The sequence below is a fragment of the Chitinophaga sp. W2I13 genome, from assembly GCF_050434005.1.
GTDB lineage: Bacteria > Bacteroidota > Bacteroidia > Chitinophagales > Chitinophagaceae > Chitinophaga.
Map to the genome: position 1 here is coordinate 7,363,293 of NZ_JBNPWD010000001.1, position 23,389 is coordinate 7,386,681.

General features: G+C 47.7%; 12 protein-coding genes. 2 read left to right on the forward strand and 10 right to left on the reverse strand.

Going from position 1 to position 23,389, the window contains the following annotated elements; translation table 11 throughout:
- The first annotated feature begins 202 nt into the window (after positions 1–202).
- Positions 203–4,312, forward strand: coding sequence for a hybrid sensor histidine kinase/response regulator transcription factor (locus tag QFZ48_RS30060; protein WP_429065126.1), 4,110 nt, complete (start codon positions 203–205; stop codon positions 4,310–4,312).
- Positions 4,313–4,383: 71 nt separating this feature from the next.
- Here the strand turns inward: QFZ48_RS30060 and QFZ48_RS30065 are convergent, their stop codons facing one another.
- The 8 genes from QFZ48_RS30065 to xylA all read right to left on the reverse strand — a co-directional run bounded on the left by QFZ48_RS30065 (position 4,384) and on the right by xylA (position 21,167).
- A complete protein-coding gene (locus tag QFZ48_RS30065; RefSeq protein ID WP_429065128.1) occupies positions 4,384–6,540 on the reverse strand; it encodes an endo-1,4-beta-xylanase in 2,157 nt (718 codons plus the stop codon).
- Positions 6,541–6,568: 28 nt separating this feature from the next.
- The gene (locus QFZ48_RS30070; protein WP_429047080.1) at positions 6,569–7,522 is read right to left on the reverse strand and encodes a DUF5627 domain-containing protein; all 954 of its coding nucleotides are present in this window, start codon (positions 7,520–7,522) and stop codon (positions 6,569–6,571) included.
- A 49-nt stretch (positions 7,523–7,571) separates the two neighbouring features.
- Positions 7,572–9,341 (reverse strand): RagB/SusD family nutrient uptake outer membrane protein, encoded by a 1,770-nt coding sequence (locus tag QFZ48_RS30075; protein ID WP_429047079.1) that lies wholly within the window; start codon positions 9,339–9,341, stop codon positions 7,572–7,574.
- Between the two features lie 32 nt (positions 9,342–9,373).
- Positions 9,374–12,193: a SusC/RagA family TonB-linked outer membrane protein gene (locus QFZ48_RS30080; protein ID WP_429065130.1), complete on the reverse strand. Its 2,820-nt coding sequence runs from the start codon at positions 12,191–12,193 to the stop codon at positions 9,374–9,376.
- Positions 12,194–12,240: 47 nt separating this feature from the next.
- Positions 12,241–14,118: a RagB/SusD family nutrient uptake outer membrane protein gene (locus tag QFZ48_RS30085; protein WP_429047077.1), complete on the reverse strand. Its 1,878-nt coding sequence runs from the start codon at positions 14,116–14,118 to the stop codon at positions 12,241–12,243.
- A gap of 11 nt (positions 14,119–14,129) precedes the next feature.
- On the reverse strand, positions 14,130–17,267 hold the full coding sequence (locus QFZ48_RS30090; RefSeq protein WP_429065132.1) for a SusC/RagA family TonB-linked outer membrane protein: 3,138 nt from the start codon (positions 17,265–17,267) through the stop codon (positions 14,130–14,132).
- Between the two features lie 416 nt (positions 17,268–17,683).
- Entirely contained in the window at positions 17,684–19,660 is a 1,977-nt protein-coding gene (locus tag QFZ48_RS30095) for a family 43 glycosylhydrolase (protein WP_429065134.1), read from the reverse strand.
- 178 nt (positions 19,661–19,838) lie between these two features.
- Positions 19,839–21,167: a xylose isomerase gene (gene xylA, locus QFZ48_RS30100; protein ID WP_370912973.1), complete on the reverse strand. Its 1,329-nt coding sequence runs from the start codon at positions 21,165–21,167 to the stop codon at positions 19,839–19,841.
- Positions 21,168–21,304: 137 nt separating this feature from the next.
- Between xylA and QFZ48_RS30105 the strand changes: the two genes are divergently transcribed.
- A complete protein-coding gene (locus tag QFZ48_RS30105; protein ID WP_429047069.1) occupies positions 21,305–22,144 on the forward strand; it encodes an AraC family transcriptional regulator in 840 nt (279 codons plus the stop codon).
- A gap of 5 nt (positions 22,145–22,149) precedes the next feature.
- Here QFZ48_RS30105 and QFZ48_RS30110 read toward each other — a convergent pair whose 3' ends face one another.
- The gene (locus QFZ48_RS30110; protein WP_429065135.1) at positions 22,150–22,905 is read right to left on the reverse strand and encodes an SDR family oxidoreductase; all 756 of its coding nucleotides are present in this window, start codon (positions 22,903–22,905) and stop codon (positions 22,150–22,152) included.
- A 71-nt stretch (positions 22,906–22,976) separates the two neighbouring features.
- Positions 22,977–23,357, reverse strand: a complete 381-nt coding sequence (locus QFZ48_RS30115) for a helix-turn-helix domain-containing protein (RefSeq protein ID WP_429047065.1) — start codon at positions 23,355–23,357, stop codon at positions 22,977–22,979.
- Between the last annotated feature and the right edge of the window lie 32 nt (positions 23,358–23,389).

The following is a 23,389-nucleotide window of genomic DNA, read 5'->3' on the forward strand; positions in this document are numbered from 1 at the left end:
TTGTTGAAATTGATAGCACAATTGTCTTAAAGACAATCATTTTAAGCGCAAGAAACTACCAGGGGACCGGCGCGGCGCAGATAAACACCGGTAACACTTTTAAGATTGCTTTACAATACTTAAATTGGGTGATGAAATAGTCCCGGCAAAGTTCCATGTACGAAAGTTCAACCAACATCTTGTTTTTTAACGACTGCCTGATATGTTTAAATATAAATTCCCGTTCCTCTGTTGCTTACTGTTCCTGGTTCAGATAGGTTGGGCGCAAACAAAGAAAATAAACTTCACCTCACTGGCCGCAAAAGACGGATTGGTGTCCAATGCGGTGAACTACATCATCAAAGACCACTACGGCCTGATGTGGTTTGCCACGGATGATGGCCTGAATAAATTTGACGGTACTAATTTTACCGCGTACCGGCACAATCCCGGCGATTCTTCCAGCCTCAGGGCAAACGAGGTATTGGTACTTCATGAAGACAAAAACGGCAACCTCTGGGTAGGCACCAGTGGCGGCGGGCTCAGCCTGTATGACCGCAAAAAGGATGCTTTTATTCACTTCCCGGTAAACGCCAATACGCCTGAACTGCCCTCCAACGCTGTTATCATGGACATTTGCAGCGATACTTCAGGAAAGGTTTGGATAGCGCAGTATGAGAACCTCTTTCAGCTTGATCCTGTTACCCGCCATATTTCCAGGATCAAACTCGAAACGGGAAAAGACAGCCAGGAAGCAACGAAAACGCTGGGCTGTGTTTTGGTCGACAAAAAACAACAAATCTGGATAGGCACTACCATTGGTCTTTACTGCTATTCCCCGTCAACAGGCGCCTTAAAGCTGGTATTCAACACAGCAGCGAAATCCAGCGCGCCGGATAATGATATACAGGCCATTGCAGCCGACAAAAACGGCCAGATCTGGGTGGGTACCTTAGCCGGCCTATGCATGTTGCAACCAGACTGCTCCGGATTTACCCCCTACCGGGCATCCACCGGGAATGCGCCCATCAGCAATGTGCAGGTGAACAATATTGAGCCCGACGACGATGACCAGTTGTGGATCAGTACACAGGAAGGACTCATGGTGCTCAATACCAGGACACAAGCCGTTGATCAATATCTTCCGGACAATGGAAATATCTATAGCCTTACCAGCCAGTCGATCAGATGCACCTATATCGACCGGCAGGGAATTTACTGGATAGGCACCTTTCGCGGCGGCGTGAATAAATACGATAAAAACCTGAACCTCTTCAATTTCAAGCCCGGCACTATCTTTCATACATCCGACCGCAAGTCGTCGATAGTAAGTGCTTTTGCAGAAAAGAGTGCGGAAAATATCCTGATCGGCACCGACGGCGGAGGTTTGTTCGAGTTCAATCGTAATACCGGGAAAGCCCAGCCAGTCAACATCCCGCTTCCGGCAAACAATAATGTGTCCATCATGGCGCTTCACTACACGCAGGACAAAAAGCTGTTTATTGGCACTTACGCCCATGGTCTGCTGATTTCCAGCGGCGCCGGCAATTATAAACGCCTGGTAAAAGGAACCGGCCCGGACAACCTGAACGCCAATGATGTTTTTTGTATAAAGGAAGATAGTAAGGGCGACGTTTGGGTGGGTACCAACGGTGAGGGTGTGAATATATTAAGAAATGAAAAAGTTGTTGCCAGATTTAGTCCGCATCCCAGGCCAGGCATGCCTGAAGAAAAAAAGCTCCCGTTTAATGGATACATCAGGACCATTGAAGAAGATGCAGAAGGCAACATCTGGATTGGTTCACACGGCGGGGGAATCGGCGTCTATCATCCCGCCAACAACAAATGGGATATCTATACCCAGGGCAACAGCCAGCTGGCAGGCGATAAAGTGCAGGTGATATTGCGCGACAGCCGCGGAAATATATGGGTAGGCACCTATGGCGGGGGGCTGAGCCTGTTCGATAAAGCCACCGGGCGATTCATCAATTACGACGAAAAAGACGGGCTGCAGAATACCACCATCTACCAGATCCTGGAAGATAAAGACGGCATCCTTTGGTTAAGTACCAACACGGGCATCAGCAGCTTTAATGCTGCCACAAAAAAAATCAGGAACTACAGCCATTACAACGGTGCGCAAAATAATAACTTCGTACATACGTCTGGGTTACGGCTGTCTGACGGGGATATCATGTTCGGCGGATTGGAAGGCTTTAATTACTTCACCCCTTCCGGGTTAACGGTGAACAGGAATGTGCCGGTTGTTCTGCTGACAGACTTAAAAGTGTCCAACAAATCAGTGATCCCGGGGGAAGACAGTCCCATCAAAGATCACATTTCGGTTACCAGCGAAATCAGGCTTGAATACAAACAAAACTTTGCCCTCAGCTTCGTAGCGCTGAATTATACCATCCCCAGGAAAAATTATTACGCCTATAAACTGGAAGGATTTGATAAAGACTGGAACTATACAGGCACCATCAATACCGCCTCCTATACCAACCTGGACCCGGGAGAATATACCTTTCACGTGAAAGCAAGCAATAACGATGGGGTATGGAATACGAAGGACACCACGATAAAGATCTATGTAAGGCCGCCTTTCTGGCGAACCATTTATGCCTACCTGTTTTATATCTCCGCCATCTGCGCCCTGCTGTTGTACAGCCGGTACCGCGGAATAGCCAGGATAAGAAAGAAGTTCCTGGCCGAGCAGGAAAAACAGGAAACAAAACGTGTCCGTGAGTTGGACCGGATGAAAATTAAATTCCTTACCAACCTCAGTCATGACTTCAGGACACCCATTTCCTTAATCCTTGGGCCGGTGGAGCAATTAATTGCCAGTGAACAAACAGGGAACAGGCTGGAAAAACTGAATATGATCAAGCGCAATTCCAGGCGGTTGCTCAATCTGGTTAATCAACTGCTGGATTTCCGGAAAATGGAGGAACATGAGCTAAAACTGCAGCTGGCAAAAGGAGAATTGGTATCCTTTATAAAAGAGGTAACGGACTCTTTCAGTGACTTTGCCGAACGGAAAAACATCCGTTTCACCTTTAGCAGCAGAACCTCCTCCCTGTACGTTTTCTTCGACCATGATAAAATGGAACGTATTCTTTTTAACCTGCTTTCAAACGCATTTAAATTCACCCAGGAAGAAGATGCGGTGATGGTGGAACTGCAGTTGCCGGAAAAGCCCGCTACTCCCGGCTTACAATGGGTGCTCATTACAGTGAAAGATACGGGTATTGGTATTCCGAAAGATAAGAGAGAAAAAGTATTCGACCACTTCTTCCAAACCAATACCAGTTCCGCTATACTTAACCAGGGCACAGGTATCGGGTTATCCATTACAAAGGAATTTGTAAAAATGCACGGGGGAGATATTGAAGTGGAAAGTGAATCCGGACAAGGCGCTACCTTCTCCATACAACTTCCGTTAAAAATAGCCGAGCAGGAAACCCCTCCCCTGGCTACAGCTTTAGCATCCCAGCAGGAAGATACTGCGTTACCGGAGGCATCCCGCGTATTGCCCGCCGCACAAAGCTTCTCAGAGATGTCAACGATATTACTGGTGGAAGATAATGAAGACTTCAGGTTCTATCTTAAAGATAACCTCCGCAACAGCTACAAGGTAATAGAAGCAGCCAATGGTAAAGACGGCTGGCAAAAGGCACTGGCGCTGCATCCGCATCTGATTGTCAGTGATATCACCATGCCGCAAATGGATGGTATCAGCCTGCTGCAAAAACTGAAATCAGACAAAAGAACCAGCCATATACCGGTGATATTACTGACCGCACTTACCAATGAAGAACAACAGATCTCAGGACTGGAAACCGGCGCCAATGATTACCTGATTAAGCCGTTTAATTTTGAGATACTTCATGCGAAGATCCGGAACCTGCTGCATCTCAATCATACCCTGAAAAACACCTATACCAAACAAATAAAAGTGCATGCCCCCGAAGTGCAGAAAGAATCAACAGATGAAAAACTGCTGAACAGGATCGTTTGTCATCTCGAAGAAAAGCTGACCGATTCCCAGCTTTCTGTTGAAAGCCTCAGTAAAGAGGTTGGCATGAGCCGTAGCTCCCTGTATAATAAATTACTGGAGCTCACCGGGCAAACACCTGTTGAATACATCCGTTCCTACCGGCTGGAAAAAGCGATGACCCTCATGCAAAAAAGCGACATGACCATTGCGGAAATCGCTTACCAGGTGGGATTTTCCACGCCTAACTATTTCGCTAAATCATTCAAGAATAAATACAATATGCTGCCCTCTGAATTTATAGCGCAGGTTAAAAAAGAGAACAGCAGCGAATAACCCTTCCTCAAAAAAAATCCCCGGCTTCTATTGCCGGGGATACTTATCAAAAACAAAAATAGGGCTTCCTGTTATTTCGCATTAGCTTCAAGCGCCTTTGCCACTGCAGCATACGAGAGCTTCCGCACAAATCCTTCGGTCCAAAGTCCGATGGGTTCACCCGGACGCCAGAAGGAACCCGCCCTGCTGTCCAAAGGACTCCAGATCGTAATACCGTAACGTTGCTTCGCAGGAATGAGTTCAAAATATTTATCAATGACATACTTATACATCTCTGCCTGTGCTTTGTAATGTTCGGCAGTAGCTTCGGTTGTTTTTACCCCCACACCAAGATCCAGTTCAGAAACTTTTATCAACTTGCCCGTAGCGGCCAGCAGCTTAAACATTTCGGCAATGTTTTCCTTACTGGTAGTAGTGGTGATATGCATCTGCGTACCAATACCATCTACTTTTCCGCCTTTGCTTTCAATGTAATTGACATACGCAATCAGGCCACGGCATTTATCCAGGCTATACTCAAGATTGTAGTCATTGATAAAATGAATGTCGCTCGGATTGCCGTATTGGCGGGCCATTTTAAATGCAGTTACTGCATAGTCTTTACCCAGGTAGTCCTGCCAGAAAAACTCATCAGCCGCTATGACCGGCCTGCCAATACCCGTTTTTAGTTCATATGGATTACCGTCATCCATGGGTTCATTCACAACATCCCAGGCCTTCACTGCTGTTTTTCCGGCCCCGACCATGCCATCCATCCATTTATCGAGTGCAGCGGTCAGGATAGCCTTTTTCTCTGTGGCTGTTTTTTCCACGACGGTAGTTGATCCACCGGTTGCTTTGGAATTTTTCAGTACTACATCATCAATGTAAATGGTACCGGCAAATTCACCATAGCTAAAGATCAATCGTGTCCGGTCGGCCGCGGTAGCCGTGGTGGCGACAGTTACCTGCTTCCATGCGGTAGTAACCGCCACCTGTCCGTACCCATTGGATGAATAGTTGGCGCTTTGCAGTTCCGGGCGGATTACGCCATCGGCGGTTCCTTTTACCCAAAAGCTCAATTCGTAAGTTTCTCCGTTAGCAAGCGGCGCTGCAAAATCATAGCTGGTTTGCACGTCCCAGTAATTGGCGCCTTTTGTGGGATTGGTCACATAAAAAGCCTTGCCTTTGTTACCAACACCCATGCCGTCAGCAGTTACGCCGCGGGTGGAGCTGCCGCCCCAGCCTCCCCAGCCACCTCCGGATTCAAAATCGCCGTTGGCCACCAGGTTGTTTACTACGGGTGCGCCTTGCGTATCGTAGATGTACAAATTGTTGACGTCAATATAATAAGTTACACCGGCTTTATAGCCCAGGTCAAAATGCAGTTTAATATTATCGGCGGAAAAATCATCAATGGTAAAGCGGATCTCTTTCCACGAAATCCCGGTTGTAAAAGTCGGGGAAGGCGTACCTGATTTGGTCCAGTCGATCGATGGCGTATTGTTATTTAACCCTTCAAAAGAAACCCTTCCTTCACCCGCTGCATCCGACTTTATATACATCACTACTTCATACTTATGCGATTTGTTCACGCCAACCTGCGGGGTAACGAGCTGCAGATCGGCAGCTGACGACGAGCCGCCTTTTGACACCAGCTTAATGGCTTTGTTCCCGGTTCCCATGCCTTCACCTTCCGCTATTGAAATGCCCGCCCCCGGATTGGCCAGGGACCAGCCGGTGAAGGTTTTATCCTTCAGGGCTGCAAGATTTAAGTCATTCTGATAAGCGGGGGATGTTACCAGCAAAGGACTAAGCAATCCATTCAGGTAGCTGGCATTCTGGTTGGCATGCCACATGAGGGTATGACCATATACCTGCATTCCCGCTTCGCCGGCAGATTGAAGCAATGATTTTACTTTTACCAGGTTTAAACTGCCATCGGCCTGTACTACGGCGCCATGTTTCATATCGTAGCCTATAACCACCTCGTCGAAATTCCTGTTGGCTAACCGGTACATCACGCCTTTGTCAAGATATTCCTGTAAACCCAGCGCCACACCCAATTTAAACCCGGGTTGCGCCACACGGTTAATATAGCTTTTCAGGGCGGGGTAAGCGTCTATGTCTTCCTGAAGCGCAATACTTTCAGGCTTGTCCACGTTAAAATCAAGCGCTTTATATTTACTGCAGGAAGTAATGGCCATGAATGCCATAAAGCCAACTGCTATTTTATGATGTTGATGCATATAAATTACTTTAATTGTAGGCAGAAAATTATTTGCTCACCGGTGTAAAAGTTTCCATGGTTACGGACCGGTCCCTTAATACCAACGTATCTGATGTAGATACCTGCATACCCGATAAGGTCACCTGGTAATTGAGATACAGTGCATCACGGTCTTTGCTGCCCCAGCTGTTCTTTTCTCCTCTTTTTACAAACTGCCCGCTCCCGGTGGCTGTGAAACCGCTGGTGGCAGACGAAATGGTGCATTTACCGTTGTCGTCGAAAGTGAGCAGCAGTGTGCAATAAATATTATTGCCGTCTTTGTCTTTATACACTACCGGAAACTCAAGTTCCTTTCTGGACTTCGTGTTCAATTTATTCACCTCATCCGATTCAACATATTCTTTGTGCCTTACAATTGTTTGGTTTACACTTCCGGACACCACATCTTTTCCCCTGCGCAGGTAGTTGCCATGCCAGGTGTTCACATATTTGATGGCGTAGAGGATGAAGTCTTTCCCGCTGAGGATAGAGTCAGCGCCCGATTTATTATTGATGCGCAGCGGGATCACATAGGTATTCCGGATCGACTTTGGATCATTGAAGAAAGCGTCTGTGAGCTGTACTTCCACTCCACCTGTGAGGCCGCCTTCCGGGATAACAATCTCATTTGCCGCCAGCGAATAGTAGTTAGCGGGCATCGCTAAGATCTCATCTTTGCCGGCGCCAAACAGCAAGCCGTTTCCCAGCAGGGAGTTATCTACCGCGATCCCGATATGCAGATCCTTTTTGCTGTAGTAAACACCTCCGGTTGTTGCCATGATTTTACATTTGCCCTGGTTGTCCAGTTCGGTGCTGAATATATCTTCCCCGAAAGTGATGGTTCGCACGGGGTACTGATAGGCGAAATACACCGTCTGGTATTTATAATCCGGGAATTCTACCTCTTTATTGCATGCTGCTGACACAACGAGTAGCATGATGGGTATTAAGAACTTTTTCATCTTTGTTAATTTCAAAAATCAAAGAAAATTATTTATGTACCAGGAGCTGTTAGCGCCAGCCTTTGTTCTGTTCTAACGACCCAAACTTTAATGTTTCGCCGTAGGGAATAGGACCATAGATCATGAACGGCTGGAACTGACGGTTTTCCACGTTAATAACAGCGTAACCGTTGTTGCGTATGCTAACGCCTTTAGCCGTTTCGGCGATGTTTGCCTTCCAGCGGCGAAGATCCCAGAAGCGGAAGCCTTCAAAGCACAGTTCAATTCTACGCTCATTCCTGATAAGCGTGCGCATTTGCTCCTTGCTGCCTTTTGATTCTTCGAGATATGCATCGCCGTTGGTAGTGCCTACCCCTGCTCTTTTGCGGATAGCTTTGATAACATCATAAGCGGAGAATCCGAAGGCGCCACTGCCTGTTGGTCCCCAGGCTTCATTGGCAGCTTCTGCGTAGTTGAGAAAAATTTCTGTATACCGGATATGAGGTTTGTAATGCCGTTGATTATTCGCCGAATTAGGATTGAGGTTCACATCCTGGCGCAGCAATTTGCGGAGGTAGTAGCCGGTCCTGGTAGAAGTTTCTACTTTATTCAGCGCGTCGTTGGTAGCGCCGTCTGCCGCGGTGGAGATCACGGAATTATTTGGACCTGCTGTGCCGCCATTGACTAAAATAAACATCCGCAGCCTGGGATCGCGGCCCACGTAGGGATTGGCAGCATCATAACCGCTGGCGGCATCCGTAATGGGAAGCCCGTTCGCCATGGGGAAAGCATCCACGAGGTTTTGTGTTGGATTGATGCGGCCATTGCCAAATAAACTTGGTGGGAAATTGGCTTGTTCCAGATCACGATTGTCGCCATAATTATTTCTCCAGAGTATTTCAGAAGGATTTGCGCCATCGGCTAACCCCGCAATTTCAGAAGCGTTGGAATACCAGTTGAGGCCATTTGCAGACAAGGCAGTTATCCCGCCTTTCAGCGCAATTACTTCACCGGCGTAATTCGCAGCGTCTGCCCAGGTGGTAGTGGTGCCGCTGCTGAAAGCTGGGCTCGCTGCCAGTAACGCTGCTTTCGACCGGATCGCCTTTACGATACGGCCGGTAAGAAATCCACGGAAGGCAGCGCCAAAGGCACGGTCGTATTGTTCCTTGGTCACCGTGCCATACTTTGCCGGGATAAGGGACGCATTGGGAATGTTTTCGTAGTCGGTTGGCAACAACTGATCCGCCTGTGCCAGATCACTGTAGATCTGCTTCATGCACGCATCAAAATTGCTCCTGGGTTTATTGAAATCAGCATTTGATCCCTGCACTTCCAGGTTGATGGGCACACCGAGTACAGCGCCACTTTCAGACATGCCGGCATGTGCCTGCAACAGGTGGTAATAGAAAAGGGCGCGCAGGCCATAAGCCTCTCCCTTTACCCGCATACCAAACAGTTTGCTGACAGCAGGATCAGCGGCCCACTTCACGGTATCAACATCCCGCAGTGTGATGTTAAGATACTGAATAGCGGCATATGCATTTTCCCATTGGTTAAGCGGATTATTATTGGCGGTCCATTGGCCGTTGGCCATTTTCAGGAAGCCATTGTTCTGATCATTTGTTACCGCATCATCTGTGGCTACATCATTAAACGACCATGAATTGGTTGGTATGCGGTTGTAACCATTGAGCAGCACGCCAAACGGGAGTCCGGCATCATTAGGATTATAATTTGCCGGGTTCAGGTCCCGGTTATTTTCAATTTCCGGTGTCAGCAGATCCTTGCAGCTGGTTAGCAGCAGAACGGATGCCAGCAGCATGATAATATTTCTTTTCATAAAGTGGAAACTTGATTGGGTGAAAGGCATCATTAGAACATAGCTTTTACTCCCAGGTTATATAAGCGGGTTTGAGGTGCACTGCCAATACTCATTTCCATCAATTTACGCTCGGCAGCAAACGTCAGCAAATTGAAGCCACTCACATACACCCCCATCTCCTTCACGATCTTTTTATTGCCAATCAGATCGCTCATATCATAAGAGATCTGCACCTTGGCCAGGTCGATGCGGTTAGCCTTGTACAACCAGAAATCCGAATTGCGAAAATTGTTATCGCTGTTGAAGGTGGTCAGCCGCGGATATTTCGCTGACGGTGCTGTTTCGGGCGTCCAGCGGTCTCTTACCACTTCAGAATATTTATCCTCTCCATCTACCCAGAACCAGGAATTGTTCTTCATTCCATAGGAACCGAAGCGGCCCTGCGCCAGCGCAAAGAAGGAGAAATGCTTCCATTGCACACTTACGTTCACACCTAGTGTAAGCGGTGAGCCAAACCAGCCCCCACGGCCCAGGTATACTTCATCTCGGGTATCAATAACCCCATCTCCATTCTGATCTTTATACTTGATATCGCCCGGTTTTACCTGGCCGAAAGTTTGGGAGGGAGAATTTTTGATGTCATCCGCATCCTGGAAGAAGCCCATGTTTTGCAGTCCCCATATGGCGTCCAGTGGCCTTCCCTGCCGGTATTGGTAATTGTCTTCATAAATCTCCGCCCGTTTTGTGGCAATCGTTTTATAGTAAGTACCTACCAGCCCGATGGAATAGTTAATATCAGACAGCTTCTTATTCAGACTGAGGCTGAAATCAACTCCCATCCGTTTATCGTCATTATAATTTACATAGGGAATGAAAGAAGATGATGGCCAGCCGGTGGTGTAGTAAGAAGGGAACAACACGTTGGGCTGGATAATGTTGCCGGTAATTTTATTGACAAAGAAGTTACCATCCAGTTTTAAAGATTCATGGAAGAAAGAACCTTCCAGGCCAATGCTGATCTCCTCTCTTTTTGGGAAACGCATATCCGGGTTAGCCCCTCGCCTTGATTCCGTGGCCTGCACGCCGGTACCATCTTTCCAGCCGAACCAGCTTCCCTGCGTGGTATAAACACCCTGGTATAGATAATAAGAAGCAATATCCAGGTCGGTATGCAGCACACCTGCGGAAGCAGTTAAACGAAGATCATCCACTCCCCTTACACCACGCATAAAGGGCTCGTTGCTGAGCCGCCAGCCCAGCGACACGGTAGGCGAAAAAGCGGTGCGGTTTCCTTCGGGCAGCTTCGCGCTGTGAATAACGGCGCCGCTGAAATCGATGTAGTAAGTATGGTCTAAGTTGTAGCCCAGTTGCAAACCGAGATTGGCATTGCTGGTACGGTGGTACACGGCTGATTCAGATTGCTGGAAGCCATTCACCAGTAACACGGCAGAAAGATTATGCCTGTTGTCAATGGAGTTCACATAATTGAACTGACCGGAAGCAGAGATCGTTTGCCGGTACCAGCTGTTGCTTACATTCTGCACACCTGAAGTGGCATCCTGTCCGTATTGCGTGAGGCTACTGATCAGGTCCACGCCGGAATACGTATTCCAGGTGGGCGCATATACCGCATAGGTATTGTTGAAAGCGAGGTTATAAGAGGTGTTGTAGTCAACAGCAAACGCAGAGCGGAAGGAAAGGCCTTTCAGTAAATTTCTCAGATCGGCATTCACGCCGGTATTGAACTGGAATTGCCGGCTGATATAGCGGTTGTTTCCACCGGCATAAATGGCGGCAAACGGGTTGGTTTGATCCAGCTGCGTTCCGCCCAGCAAATATTTCCCATCAATAATGTGATTGCTGTTCTTCACAAATACGTTGGATGCTTCATCATTTGACTCGATCATATCCAAAGGAATGAGTGGGGAAAAACGATGCGGGCGCAAGGTAGCAGCGCTTTGCCAGTAGTCGGTGTTTACGCCCCTGCCGGTATAGAAAATCGCGGTGGCATCTACATTACAGGAAATATACTGGTTAAGATTCACATCCACATTACCGCGCAGGTTGAGGCGGTCGGACTTGCCGTTGCTAACAGCCTCACCAAAGTTGAGCAACGAACCGGCCGTCTGGTATCCAATATTGGTATAATACCGCGCCTTGTCATTTCCCCCGGATATCTCTGTTGTTATATCATAGCGGCCAAAGGATTGTTTAAGATACTCGTCGGAGTAATAATCTACATTGGGATACCGGTATGGATTTTTACCTGACGCGAACTGGTAGATCGTTTCAGGGCTATACAGCTCGGCCAGTCCGTCGTTGCGGCGGGCTTCATTGTAAAGCGTCATATACTCCGCCGATCCCAGGTAATGGGGATACGCTTTGGGAACGTTTACGCCGGCATTGGCCCTGATATCGATCCGCTGGTTGCCTGCTTTACCTCTTTTGGTGGTAATGTATACAACTCCTTTGGCGGCCCTGCTGCCATAAAGCGCTACGGCATTCACTCCTTTGAGAAAAGAGATCTGTTCAATTTCTGTGGGCACTACATTTCCTGCTTCACGGGGCACCCCGTCGATGACGAGCAGATAGCTACCCATGCCCCACATACTGTTTCCATTATAACCATTTACCCAGCCGTCCATGTTCTCCAGGCTGGTAGTCATATAGTTTAGTTTCATTTGTGATGCCACGTCCACCACTGAAACGCCTCCTGACAGGTCTTTTTTATCCACCTTCCGGAAGGCCACCTGTACCGGGTTACCGGGAGGAATAACAGTGGTAGTTTTTGCCGTGGTGTCCTGCGCCTGCGAAACCGGCGTCAGGTTCATCAGCGCTGCAAAGGCTATTAATGCTTTTATCTGATTCATGAATTTTTGAAATTAACAGTAAACGATACATGTAAGGGTTGCACGTTTTACCAACCCGGATTCTGTGGAAATTCCAGGTACATATTGGCATCTGAATTTTTTAACGGCAGCCAGTAGTGTTTCTCTGTATACCTGCGTTCCAGGATAACGGATTCGCGTAAATTGAGTACCCGGTTATTCATTGGATCTACAGTACTGAATGAGGACGACCGGTCAAATTCCACCGATTTTTTCAGTGTGTACGGGCTTTGTATCAGCAACATCCACCTTCTTAAATCATTGAAACGATGGCCTTCAAAAGACAGCTCTACGGCCCGTTCACGGCGAACTTCGCTCATAAAGCCATCCAGGGAGGCGGTGAAGGCAGCAGCAACGTGTCCTGCGCCTGCACGGTCGCGGATTACATTCACAGCATCTAATGCCGTTTTAGCATAGTTGCCGGCCTTGCCTGTGGCGGCGCCATAACCCTGTGCGGCAGCTTCGGCATACATCAGGTACACGTCCGCCAGGCGCATATACGGCAGGTGGATATTCAGCGCTTTGTCGTAGGTCCAGCCATTATCAAATCTGTTGGCTGTGATAGGAATAAACTTATAGAGCAGGTAACCGGAGCGGCTGCCGCTGCTGATGTCACGGTAAGTGCCGCCTGTATAAAGATTGGCGTAACGGTTTCTTTCATCGGTAGTGGCGCCCTGTACACATTTAACCCCATCGAAAACGATATCATTGTAGAAACGCGGATCCCTGCCTCTCCACGGATAAGCGGGGTCGTATCCTGACTCCGGATCGGCCTTTGTAATGTCCTTGATGGGCAGGCCGTTAGCCATACCGTAATAGTCCACATAATTAGCCGTAGGCACAAAAGTGATGGCTTCTTCTGTGAGCAAAGCCGGACCGTATTGCTTGGCGGTGCCATAAGTGGAGCCATGCGCGCCATAGTAAGGCCCACGGAAAATAGCTTCGGTACCGCCTGGCATTAACCAGTTCTGACCGGCGCTATAGAAATTGGTATAGTACTTCGAAAATTCTACCAGCTTGTAAGGCGCCTCTCCGGACTCGCACAATTGCAGTAATTCACCAAATGCTTCTGCCGCCTTTTTGCAATACTCCGCGTTGTAGGTTTTGCTGCCGGCAGATACATAGTTCATCAGCGGACTACCTGCCCATAAATAGTTTTTCCCCAGGTAACCCAGCGCCATAATTTTATTAATGCGCAACTGGTTTTTTCCGAGCGTTCTTTTACCTGCTGTGGTATTGTCCCAGTTTACGGGCAGCAGGTTTGCCGCTTCTCTGAAATCGGCCGCCGCTTTATCCGCACATTCACTGTATTTGAGACGTGGTAAGGTGAGCTTCTGATCACCCGGAAGTACTTTATCGATGTATGGTAACCCGCCAAAATACTGGATGAACATAAAATGAAACCATCCCCTGAAAAACAACAACTGTCCTTTAATCAGGTCTTTCTCTTCCTGCGTGGCGTCTGTTAATTTATCAATATTTTCCAGTCCCATATTGGCTTTCCGGATACCGTACCATCCCAGTTTCCACATCGACTTTGCAAAACGGTCGTCATTGGTACTGGTATTATTCCGGTCCATCCAGCCAGCCTGCCAGCCGTCAAACTGCGACTGCCAGCCCCAGAAATCACCATTATCTATTTTTATGATGAAATGGAAATCACGTGCGGTAGATTGAATTTCATCTTCTCCCCAGTTCCAGGAATTGGTCCAGTAGGCATTGGTAAAATCCGGTATGCAGTGATAAAGTTCTTCGGTAAAGCCCTGGAAACCGATAAAGGTCTTAAAGGCATTTTCTTCCGACACGATAGATTGTGGTTCCTTATCCAGGAACTTCTTGCAGGATGCCAGGCCAAGTATCGTTACGATCCCTGTGGCAGCCAACAACATCTTTGTATACTTATTCATAAAGGTCATGTTTAGAAAGTAAAATTGGCGCCGAGATTGTAACGCTTCACTGTAGGATAAGCTCCCTGGGATGCCCAGCCGGTACCTGCAAAATTTGATTCACGATCGTCCGGCATCTTGCTCCAGGCAGCCAGGTTATTGCCGTTGAGATATATTCTCAGCGATTCAAGACCTATCCGTTTTATAAATCCTTTATCGAGTGTGTAGGCAATTTCAGCGTTCTTTAAGCGCAGGTAGGAACCGTCGTACATATATTGGGTACCGCGGTAATAGCCTGCTGGTGTGGATAGCCAGCGTGGCATGGGCACATCTCCGTTGGTATTGTCCTTCGACCAATAACTGCCTTCGTTATAAACCGTGTGACCCTGGGAACCTAAACTGTTGAATACCACCTGGCGGGTTACGTTATTCACCCCATAGAATTGTACAAAAGCAGTGAGCCCTTTCCAGTCCACGCCAAACGTGGCGTTGTAAGTATTGGTGGGCCATCCGCTATGACCATAGGGAATGTTATCGCTCGCGTCGATTACACCATCGCCATTATAATCCACGATGTAATAGTTGCCTGGCAGCTTCTGATTGTCGTTGGTATTATGCATGGTGCTGCCATAAAGTTCATCCCATGTGTTGTAGTAACCCTGGCTCACATAAGAGTAAGCCTGCCCGATCTGCATGCCCTCCGATTTCTGGTAAGCCGGCAGCAGCTCAGGATTGTCGGCTTCAATCACCTTATTTTTGGTATGGGTCATGTTCAGGTCTGACCACACCCGCAGCTGTTTTGTGACAGGATAACTGAAATGTAACTCCACCTCATAACCCCGCGATGTTACGCGGCCAAGATTTGCTACCGGGGGAGTGGTGCCGTAATAAGACGGCACAGACGACCTGTTGGCAAGCAATATTTTGGAACGTTTATCTTCGAAGAAATCCACTTTACCTTTTACGAAACCTTTGAATAATTCAAAGTCGGCACCAACATTCATTTTCTCCGCCTGCTCCCATTGCACATTCGGATTTCCAACGGTAGATTCACGGTACCAGTTAAACGGACTTTGCTCCGCACCTTCGCCTGTAGTTCCAAGCCGCGAGCGTCCACCATATGCCCATTCGGTCATGTACAGAAAACGGCCTGCTACGTTGTCAAAACCCGTTTGTCCATAAGAGGCACGGAACTTCAGCAGGTCCAGGAATTTTATATTTTCCATGAAGTGCTCATTGGATAAAATCCAGTTTACACCGCCTGACGAGAAGAAGGCAAACCGGTAATCAGGTGCAAACTTCTCCGAGCCATTATAGGCGCCATTGTATTCGAGGGTGTATTTGTTTTTATACGTGTAAGTGGCACGGAATACCCAATCTTCGCGGTACGAGGGTATCATGCTGCCGTTGGCGGTAACATTGCGGTTCAGCAATCCCATGGCAGTTACCTGGTGATCGTCCGCAATAGTTTTTGCATAATTTAACTGCAACTGGTAAAACAGTCGCCGTTGATTATCCGAAACCGCACCTGCTGCCGGTGTCCACTTGATGCCTTCCTGGAAATCGAAATTGGTGACCCCATCAAAGGCGCTCTTATAAAATACATTTCCTGTTGCAGGATCAATCCACTTGCGTTGTACATCGTGGTAAAGGTCATTCACTCCCCTGTCGCTTTCAAGGAAGGTATTATCCATTGAAATGGTGGCGTTGAGTTTCAGTCCGTCCACGAGCATATCCAGGTTCTGTTCTACGGTAAAGTCGGTGGTGATGCGTGTAGTGGTCTGGTATTGAATACCGCCCACTGCCAGGCTTCTGGCCGAATTCTCCGCCCGTCCCTCATTTGGCGCATAGTAGCCCCAGGAACCATCCGCATATACCGGCAGGAATACATCCGGCGCGGTAGTGTAAGCGTCGATCCAGGAACCATACTGATTACCCGAAAATCCCCAGGGACTTTTCCGCACACCATATGATCCGGAGAGATTTACCTTGAAGAGTGTAGAGGGCGTTAATTGAAAATCCAGGTTGGACCGGACATTTAATCTTGTAAAACCAAAACCGGGTTTGTATCCGCGTTTGTTATCGTATATTCTAAAGAGATCGCCTTCATGCAGAAAATCTGCGCTGGTGAAATATTTTACGAAACGGGTACCGCCGCTGATATTGAGATTAGCATTTTGCGACGTAGCATAATCCTTGAATAAGGTTTTTGCCCAGTCGACATTAGGATAACGTTCGGCTTCTTCCAGGTTGGCGGGATTCCGGTATTTATCCAGAATTGCCTGTGGGTAATAGTTATTCCAGCTTTCAGGTTTTAATGCCAGCTCATATTCTATGGCTTCGTTAACAGTACGCAAAGCGTCGTACGAATCTGCCTTTCCGGGCAGTTTGGATGGCGCTTTCACGACATTGTTCACCGTAGCCCGGATAGAAGCTTTGCCGAGCTTTCCTCTTTTTGTGGTGATGAGGATAACGCCATTGGCGCCCCGTGAACCGAATACCGCCGTTGCCGAAGCGTCTTTTAAAACCGTCACCGTTTCTACGGAGCCGATATCGACACTGGACATGGGCCGTTCCACACCATCCACTAATATTAACGGGTTGCTGTTATTCCAGGTACTAAGACCGCGGATGATCAGTTGAGGATCTTCCTCACCGGGCAGGCCGGTACTTTGGGCAGTGATAAGACCCGGTACATTGCCGGTGAGGGCAGCGCCGATATTTGACACGCCTCCGGCCCTTTCCAATGTTTTACCGGTAGTTTGGGAAACGGCGGCAACAACGCTTTCCTTTTTCTGCCGCCCATAACCTACTATCACCACATCTTCAAGACCAAAAACATTGTCTTTCAGGGTAACGGCGATGGTCGACTGGTTACGGACGTTTACTTCCTGCGGCGCCTTTCCTATAAAACTGAAAATAAGAATGTATTTGTCGGCAGGAACGCGGATGAGAAATTTACCATCATTATCTGTGCTGGTACTAATCTTCGTTTCTTTTATCTGTATGGTGGTACCGGGAACAGGCGTCTTTTTCTCATCCAGCACTACTCCCTGTACTACCCGTGTATCCTGGGCCTGTAAGGAAGCACAGGTGAGCGTACCTGACAGCATTACTGCTGTCACGACAAGCCATTTCCACGACTTTTGCGAAAGAATCATTTTAAACATGGAATTCAAAATATTTAATGTTAGGGCAATGAGGGGTTCTGACAGCCAGTACATGACTATCACGCCGGCACACCCGGCGGGAACAATGAGATGCGATAAAAAGCAGAACCCCTAAAGTAATTATCGGATGCTACCCATTAAGTGATGGAACTGAAAATGATTATATCGGGACGTGGTACCCCGGGGGACATTCAAATTTCATAAGTAATCATTTAGTGTTAAATTGACAATTTTTCATAACGGTAATGCGTAAGCCTATCAGGTGGAGCTGAAAGGAAAAGCAACAGACGAATCTACAATAGCCATGTATATATGAATGGCACGAATCTCCAAAAGGATGGAAATAATGTCTAAATAAAGCGCAGATGGCCCTGTCAGGAGCTGCGAAATCAGTTTGCTACAAAAAAACGGGATGTTTATTTTCCTGTTTTTAGCAGCCGGATACTTTTAATAAATATCTCCTGTGAGGCGCCTGCGGGAAACCAAATAAAGAGGTCGTGCTGACCGGAAATATCCTTATTCAGCAAAGGAGCATGCCCGGAAAGTTTACCTGGTTTGATGGGAACGCCTGCAATTTGCCGGCCGTTCTTCAGGTCATCTATCCATACCTTCAGTTCACCGCTTTTAGTTGCATCAGCTGTGATTTCAATCGCTTTGGCATCTCCGGCGGCGCCGAAGTCCACTCCTGATATCATCAGCCAGCCACCGTGTGCGGAAGCGTTAGTGACTACCCAATCATCTCCCCGTTTTACTTTATAGGTTCCATAGTGATTGCTGCTTCCTGCAGCTGGCAGGGCAGAAAATCCATCTTTACAAACAAAAAAGTCGAAATCAACCGGACCGCCCTCCGCAAACAAACCAATGCTGGTGCCTACCCAACTGTTGTAATTAGGTTGGACTTTATCCAAAGGCACTGCACTGACAGCGGCGCCAACGGGTGTCCAGCTTTTACCATCGGAGCTGAAAAAGCCGGTCAGCTGATGTTCCAATCTTTCCAGTTTAAGCCAAACCTGGCGTCCTTTATTATAGGGCAGCTCCCTCAACGCGGAATCCAATTGAAATACAATGCGTCCGTTGGAATAGTAAAGACGGGCAAACACACTTTGGTTGCCATTGGTGAGGTAGATGCCACCATGTGCTGCCGGCTCGCCCGCGCCAATGTCCACCCGGGTGACTGCCGAATAGAAATGGTCGGTTTCCTTTTGCAGCAGATGCGTTCTGCCGCTGTCGGGAGATAAACGGATCCAACCTTTCCGGTGCGCCAATGAGTAGTGCGCAGCAGCAGGCTTGGTTAAAAAATGCCACCAAAGGCCAAGGCTGTCGGTATTAAAATGATCGGTATGCACGCTGCGCCAGGGAGTATTATTGTTATCCAGTGCAGGCTTTACTACTGGTCCGCTTACCGGTGGGGCGCCCCAGGGGCGGTCGCCCTCCCATAATACCTGGTACAAAGAAGTTTGCCTGCCCATACCTGACCAGTCGTCGCTACCTCTTTTCTGGTAACTCTGCCCGATCGTCCACCAGGTACCATCCGCCAGTTGAACGGGCGCTGAAATATGATTAGGACGGGGAAAAGTATTGTCCGGGTCGGGACTTGGTTTGAAAAAATCCCCTAACCGCTCCCACCTGGTGGAATCAGCCGTGAGGGCCGTTGCCCGCAAAACGTACTGTCCGCCGGATACGTCGCCGGCCAGGAAGTAATAATAATACCCGTTACGCTTACACATCACAGGACCTTCCGCCCAGCTGTATTGCAGGTTCGCATTGATCCAGTCGAGGTTGATCACCGAATCTGTAAGCTGGCCATCCTGCCCCAGCGCTTGCAGCCGGTTTACCTTCTGGCCGTTTTTAATTACCATGTATGGCTTTCCGTCATCATCCACAAAAATGGAGTTATCATATCCCAGCGGCCCTGTTTCCCGGTTCTCCTTCACCCGCACGGGGGCAGTCCACGGGCCCTCCGGCGCCGATGCTTTGGAAAACCATTGTCCGCCTGAAGAAAAATAAATCCAGTACGAGCCATAAAAATAAGTGATGGCGCCCTGCCATACACCGGCGCTGGGACGATCTGCCACCATACCGGCATGTGCCGGCGGCAATACACGGCTGATCACTTTCCAATGCACCAGGTCTGTGGAGTGGTAGATGGGCAGGTAGGGATTGAAATGAAAAGAGGAGCCACAGTGATAGAAGTCGGCGCCAACTTTCAGCAGGGTTGGGTCGGGATGATCTCCCGGTAAAACAGGGTTGACATAGGTATTTACCTCCGAATAAAAACGTGTGGAATCTGTTTCAGCGGGCGGCTTCCTGCCAGGACCGCCTTGCCGGGCAAGCCCGTTTTGTATCGTCAGGCTAAAAAATAAAAAGATAAGAACAATAGATTTTAGTAACATTTGACAAACGTGGTTTTTTGTAGTGGTAAGATAATTCCGCGCTCCTCCAACCGGCAGGTACAAATGTTGAAATGAAGGGTAAAAATGTTTTGACCGGTTGTTTGTTACTCATTTGCAGGCAAAAAAAACTCCGCCGGGTAATACCGGCGGAGTCAGGAAGGTGTTTTATAAAAACGTTCTATAGATAATTATTGATAACATTTTCCAGGTACTCTTGTCTGCCGCTCTTCACTGCTGGTTCTCCCTGGGCAATTGCAAAGGCGCGCAGTTCTTCCAGGCCGGCCTGTCCTGATTCAAAAGCTTTGGCTGTATCAACATTGAAAGAGGCGTAACGATCCTGGCGTATTTTCCGGTAGTCGCTTTTCTCCAGGATAGCATCGGCAGTGATCAGTGCGCGGGCGAAGCTGTCGACGCCACCAATATGCGCATAGAAAATGTCGGCGGGATCGGTAGAGTTTCTCCGGATCTTCGCGTCGAAGTTAATGCCACCGCCTTTAAAGCCACCACCTTCGAGGATAATCAGCATGGCCTCGGTAAGTTCGTTGAGGTTGGTCGGGAACTGATCTGTATCCCAGCCATTCTGGTAGTCGCCCCTGTTGGCATCCATGCTTCCGAGTAAACCGGCGTCTATGGCTACCTGCAGTTCATGCTGGAAAGTATGGCCCGCCAGTGTTGCGTGGTTTACTTCGAGATTGAGTTTGAAGTCATTCAGCAGGTCGTACTGACGGAGGAAACCGATCACCGTTTCTGCATCATAATCATATTGGTGCTTGGTAGGTTCGCAGGGTTTAGGCTCAATAAAGAAGGTACCTGTAAAGCCATTTTTGCGTGCATAATCTCTTGACGCCTGCAGGAACCTGGCCAGGTGTTCCTTTTCCCGCTTCATGTCTGTGTTTAAGAGGCTCATATAGCCTTCACGGCCGCCCCAGAAAACATAGTTCTCTCCTCCGAGTGCGATGGTAGCATCGAGCGCGGCTTTTACCTGGGCGGCGGCGTGGCTGAGCACGTGGAAATCGGGATTGGTAGCGGCGCCGTTCATATAGCGGCGATGACTGAACAGGTTGGCGGTACCCCACAATAACTTAACGCCGCTCTCCTCCTGCTTCTGCTTCAGATACTGCGTAAGCGTTTGCAGGCGCTTTTCATTATCTGCGATGTTGTTGGTGTAATCAACCACATCTACATCATGAAAGCAATAGTAAGGCAGATTGAGTTTGGTAATCAGTTCAAAAGCGGCATCGGCCTTGTCTTTTGCGCGCTCAATGGGGTCGGCGTTTTTATCCCATTCAAAAATATGTGTTGCTTCGCCAAAGGGATCGGCGCCGGTTCCGTTAAAGGAATGCCAGTAGGCGACCGCAAAGCGCAACCACTCTTTCATGGATTTGCCGGCTACGACTTTGTTTTCATCATACCAGCGGTAAGCTAAAGGATTATCTGTACGTGGTCCTTCATATTGCACGGCAGTAATGCCGCTAAAAAATTCTTTCTTTCCTGTAATTATTTTCATATCCGTGTTTTAATACGCAAATATTGCCTGAATTTAAAAGGTTATCAACCGTTATTTTTGAAAGAAAATATGCTATCTTATCAATAATTTGATAAATTCAGTCATTTATATGATAAGATGGGTTATCTTAAGCCTGCATGAAAACGATTCTTCAAAAAATCACCAATGACTCCAGCCAGAGTTTTGCCTGCCGTATTTATGAAACGCCGCAGTTTGAAACCAACTGGCACAAGCATCCTGAATACGAATTGATCCTGATACTAAAAGGACATGGAACCGCCATGATCGGGGACTATGTAAGCGACTACACGGTGAACGATGTATTTTTCATGGCGGGTAATCTTCCGCATTGGTTCAGGAAAAGTCATCCTAAAATGAAAGGGGCCGCCCTGGTTATACATTTCACCAGGGATTGCTGGGGAGAAGGGTTGCTGCAAATGGCAGAAATGAAAACGATCCAATCGTTGCTGCAAAAGAACAACGGCATACAATTGGAATACGCCCTGAAAAAGGACGTATCGGAAAGCATGCAGCAGATACACCACGAAAAAGGGTTTGATAAGCTGATGCTTTTACTGCAATGCCTGCATCAGATAGGTCATTCCACCCACTATAAAATACTGACAGAAGATTTCACCGACACCGGCAATGTGCTCAACCCGGTTATTGAGAAAATTATTGATTTCTCTTTTAAACACTATCTCGAAAAAGTGACCCTGGAAGAAGTGGCGGCTATTGCCAACATGAGCGTGCCTAACTTTTGCCGCTTCTTTAAGAAAAATATCAAAAAAACGTATTTCGATTTCCTGAGGGATTTACGGATCAGCCATGCCTGTAAGCTGCTGACATCCACTACGCAGCCGATACTGGATATTTGTTATGAAAGTGGTTATAAAAGCTGGGCGCATTTCAGTAAACAGTTTAAAGAAGTTAAAGAACAAACGCCCAGCGAATACCGGAGAACATATTTGTATTGATAAAATTATCGTGTCGTATAGCCACCATTCGCAAAAATGGTTTGCCCCGTAATCCACCAGCCGTCCGTAACCAGGAACTCCACCAGGGGAGCGATATCTTTGATATCGGTAAGTCCACCTAATGCGGAAGCTGATCTATGATACGCTACGGCCTCCGCGCTTTCTTGTCCGTAAAAAAACGGGGTATCCATTGGCCCGGGTGCCACCGCCGTTACTGAAATACCACGGCTGCCAAACTCTTTTGATCCGGCACGGGTGAAGTCCTCCACTGGGGCTTTCATCCCGGCATAAGTGGAATAGTATCCTGTAAATGCGGCCAGCAGAGAGGTAACGATGGTACATATCTTACCATTGGCATTCAATTTTTTACCCGCTTCCTGGATAAAGAAATAGGCTACTTTGGAGTTGATGTCGGACATGCTGTCGTATTCCGCTTCAGTAGTATCTATATAAGGTTTCTTCAATACCTTACCAACAGTATTGATGGCGATGTCTATTCCGCCAAATTTATCAATGGCTTCATCAAAGAATTTAACAATGTTATTTACATCAGTGAGGTCTGCCTGGAACAGGAATGCCTCCGCTCCCAGGGATTGTACATCCGCCAGTGTCTTTTCTGCGTCAGCCTTCGTGTTTTCGCTATTGTAGTGAATGGCCAGTTTGGCGCCCTTTTCTGCAAAATTACGGCTTAATAGTCCGCCCAGGTTCTTCGCTCCACCCGCGATTAAAACCACTTTTCCATTTAAATCGTTTCTTGCCATATGAGTTGTTTTTAATTACGGCAAAGATCTGCAGGTCCGGCAGGTTTATCATGGTGAACTTTTCGGAACTTTCAATCCGGCAGGTTATTTTTCCGCCACTGATCAGGTGTTAACTTTACATACTTTTTGAAGAATTTTGAAAAATTAGATGGGTCGTAGGTCAGGGTGATGGCGATATGCGCAATAGACGCATTGGTTTCCTGCAGCAGTTGTTTGGCTTTTTCAATAATTTTCTGATCGTAGAAGTGGCAGGGATGAGCCCCCATTGTTTGCCTGATGGTATCGGTCAGGTGCTTATGTGAAACGCATAACTCAGCCGCGATTTCATTCAGCTCCATCATTTCCGTCGCTCTCCCCTTCACCAGGTCATCGAGGTGCTTATCCAACAGCGTGAAGTATTGACTGGTTATTTCCTCACTCCGTTTTATCCGTTTGGTACCAATATCAGCCATTATTACTTTTTTACAAATTTACTATCTAAAGA

Bases quoted from the DNA above. Each gene is read 5' to 3' on its own strand.
- QFZ48_RS30085 (WP_429047077.1), bottom strand. From the start codon at position 14,118: ATGAATAAGTATACAAAGATGTTGTTGGCTGCCACAGGGATCGTAACG.
- QFZ48_RS30095 (WP_429065134.1), bottom strand. From the start codon at position 19,660: ATGTTACTAAAATCTATTGTTCTTATCTTTTTATTTTTTAGCCTGACG.
- xylA (WP_370912973.1), bottom strand. From the start codon at position 21,167: ATGAAAATAATTACAGGAAAGAAAGAATTTTTTAGCGGCATTACTGCC.
- QFZ48_RS30080 (WP_429065130.1), bottom strand. From the start codon at position 12,193: ATGAATCAGATAAAAGCATTAATAGCCTTTGCAGCGCTGATGAACCTG.
- QFZ48_RS30090 (WP_429065132.1), bottom strand. From the start codon at position 17,267: ATGTTTAAAATGATTCTTTCGCAAAAGTCGTGGAAATGGCTTGTCGTG.
- QFZ48_RS30105 (WP_429047069.1), top strand. From the start codon at position 21,305: ATGAAAACGATTCTTCAAAAAATCACCAATGACTCCAGCCAGAGTTTT.
- QFZ48_RS30065 (WP_429065128.1), bottom strand. From the start codon at position 6,540: ATGCATCAACATCATAAAATAGCAGTTGGCTTTATGGCATTCATGGCC.
- QFZ48_RS30070 (WP_429047080.1), bottom strand. From the start codon at position 7,522: ATGAAAAAGTTCTTAATACCCATCATGCTACTCGTTGTGTCAGCAGCA.
- QFZ48_RS30060 (WP_429065126.1), top strand. From the start codon at position 203: ATGTTTAAATATAAATTCCCGTTCCTCTGTTGCTTACTGTTCCTGGTT.
- QFZ48_RS30110 (WP_429065135.1), bottom strand. From the start codon at position 22,905: ATGGCAAGAAACGATTTAAATGGAAAAGTGGTTTTAATCGCGGGTGGA.
- QFZ48_RS30075 (WP_429047079.1), bottom strand. From the start codon at position 9,341: ATGAAAAGAAATATTATCATGCTGCTGGCATCCGTTCTGCTGCTAACC.
- QFZ48_RS30115 (WP_429047065.1), bottom strand. From the start codon at position 23,357: ATGGCTGATATTGGTACCAAACGGATAAAACGGAGTGAGGAAATAACC.